2 protein-coding genes are annotated in these 2,367 nt (G+C 38.8%); both read left to right on the top strand.

What is annotated here, in order from left to right; all coding sequences use genetic code 11:
* On the top strand, window positions 1-857 hold an 857-nt coding region (locus tag ACQR30_RS16450), incomplete at its 5' end, for a M16 family metallopeptidase (protein ID WP_429736846.1).
* 825 nt (window positions 858-1,682) lie between these two features.
* On the top strand, window positions 1,683-2,367 hold a 685-nt coding region (locus tag ACQR30_RS16455; RefSeq protein WP_429736847.1), incomplete at its 3' end, for a ligand-binding sensor domain-containing protein.

The raw sequence follows: 2,367 nt of genomic DNA on the forward strand, positions 1-2,367 counted from the left end.
CGCTGCTCAACGCCGACCCACAAAACGCCTTTAAAGACTCCCTGACCAAGGTCATGTATGATCATAGTCCCCTGGCACCCATTGTCATCCCCACCGGGCAAGACATGCAAAATATAGACGTAGACCGGATACTAGCCATCTACAAAAGTCAGTTCGGCAATGCAGCCGGCTTCCACTTCTTCTTGGTAGGCAATGTCAACGCAGACAGTTTAAAGCCACTGATAGAGAAGTACATCGCCAGCCTGCCCGTAGAAAATACCAAACCCAGTTACAAAGACAACGGCCTTCGGATGATCAGCGGCCAGCAAAGCTTCAACTTCTACAAAGGAGCCGATAAGAAAAGCCTGCTGTTAGACATCTACCACGGCGATATAGCCTATAGTCCCGCCTTAGCCCTAAGAGCCAGTATGCTAGGCCAGATCATGACCATCGAACTACTCAATACCGTCCGGGAAGAGAAACAATGGATCTACAGTGGCGGCGTCTCCGCCTCGGTCACCAGATTACCCTACGGACATTACGAGGTAGCAGCGCAGATGCCCTGCGGCCCCGAGAACGTACAGAACATCTATAACGAACTAGACAGAGAAGTACAAGGCTACAAAGACAAAGGCGTATCGGCGCAGGACCTGGAGAAAGTAAAAAAAGCGATGATCGAACAGTACAAAGAACAGATAAAGAATAACGGTACCTGGGCATCTGAATTGCAGCAGATCCTATTCTGGGGCACAGACAAGAACAACTTTTTAAACTATGAGCAGCGGGTAAATGCCGTAACCCCAGAAGAGATACAAGCCACCGCCCGTCAGCTCTTACAAGACAATGATTTTAAAGCTGCTACTTTTCCGCAGAAATGATGCAAGAAATAATAATAATGAATACTAATGAAAGATAAACGATAGATAACTTGTGGTTTAATGAACAATCTCATGTACTTGAAAATAGTGCAACGGGGCCTCTTCTTTAAGATGGCCCCTTTTTTAAATAATAGATGGCGCATTTTCATAAGTACACGGCATAAAACGTCAATGCCCAATTGTAAGCATTAATTAAAAAAATATTGTTACCTGACTACTTTTCTTACTATTTTAATCATCACTTTTTTGCCATTATTGGATGAGCGAATCTTTTTCTTTTTGATGAAAATATCGTTATTTCAGATGTCTTCTTGGTATAAGCGTTTCATTATCTTCTATAACTCTTCTCACTTTTATTTCAATACAATAGTACTTATACTTTGCAAGGTTGCCTTTTGCAGCTCAATTTTTGTAAATAAAGTTCCCGGTTAGATCGAAAAAAATGAAATAAAACGGGACGACTCTGCCGGTTTCGTCTTTTTGTTTAGGCTCTGGACAGTAATCATAGGCAAATAACCCCCAAAGACTTTGGCAAGAACAATTGAGTTTATCCATTTCTGATGGCATCGCAGCATCCAATTCAAACAAAACTATTTGGCTAATGGAGAAATGTATGATGCGGCTAAAAGATGATGCGGGATTCTTCGTTTTTTCATTATCCAAGATGGCTCTCGATAATAAATTTCTTTATTATTTTATGCCCCTTAACATATCGGTTGTATTTTTATGCAAAATTTACTCATTTTTTAAGGTTCTTACCATTATACTGATATGCGTTTAAAATGGCTTTTCTCCGTCTTATTGTTTTTGACATGTTTGTTCTTGATGCAATTAAGACTTAGTGCACAACCCCAGATATTAAAGTTTAAGCATTTGAGCATCGCGGAAGGACTTCCGCAAAGTACCGTAAATTGTTTTACCCAAGACAATAAAGGATTTATTTGGATTGGCACAAATGGAGGCCTCAGTAGGTATGACGGATATGAGTTTGTAAATTATAAAAATGCCTATTCCAACAAAAATAAAAGCACCCTTAGTAGTAACTATGTAAATGCTATAGGGGTCGTTAACAATGAATATTTACTGGTAGGAACAAATATGGGGCTGGATTTATTGAATCTTAGCAATGGTAAAATCTCACTCGTTTCCGGAACTGACTCGCTGCTGATAGATAAAATAAAAAAAGATAGTAAAAATAATATCTGGGTAGGTACTTCTAAAGGTCTGATGATATATGATTTAAAATCCCGCCAGTTGAAATTAGCCAAACTAAACCGTCATCAAAATGTTGTTAGCTATAAAAGTGAGGTAGATGTGATAGAAGAAGACGCACAACATTTTATTTGGGTGGGTTTTCTTGATAGAACATTAATTAGATTTAACCCTATTTCAAAAAAAGAAATAGGATTGCCATTAGCATTACAGCAAAACAAGATCTTTAATCAAAGTCATATTATAACTATTAGGAAGGGTATTAACGACGACATATGGTTTGGTTCTATTGAAAATG

The organism is Arachidicoccus sp., from assembly GCF_050436765.1.
GTDB lineage: Bacteria > Bacteroidota > Bacteroidia > Chitinophagales > Chitinophagaceae > Arachidicoccus.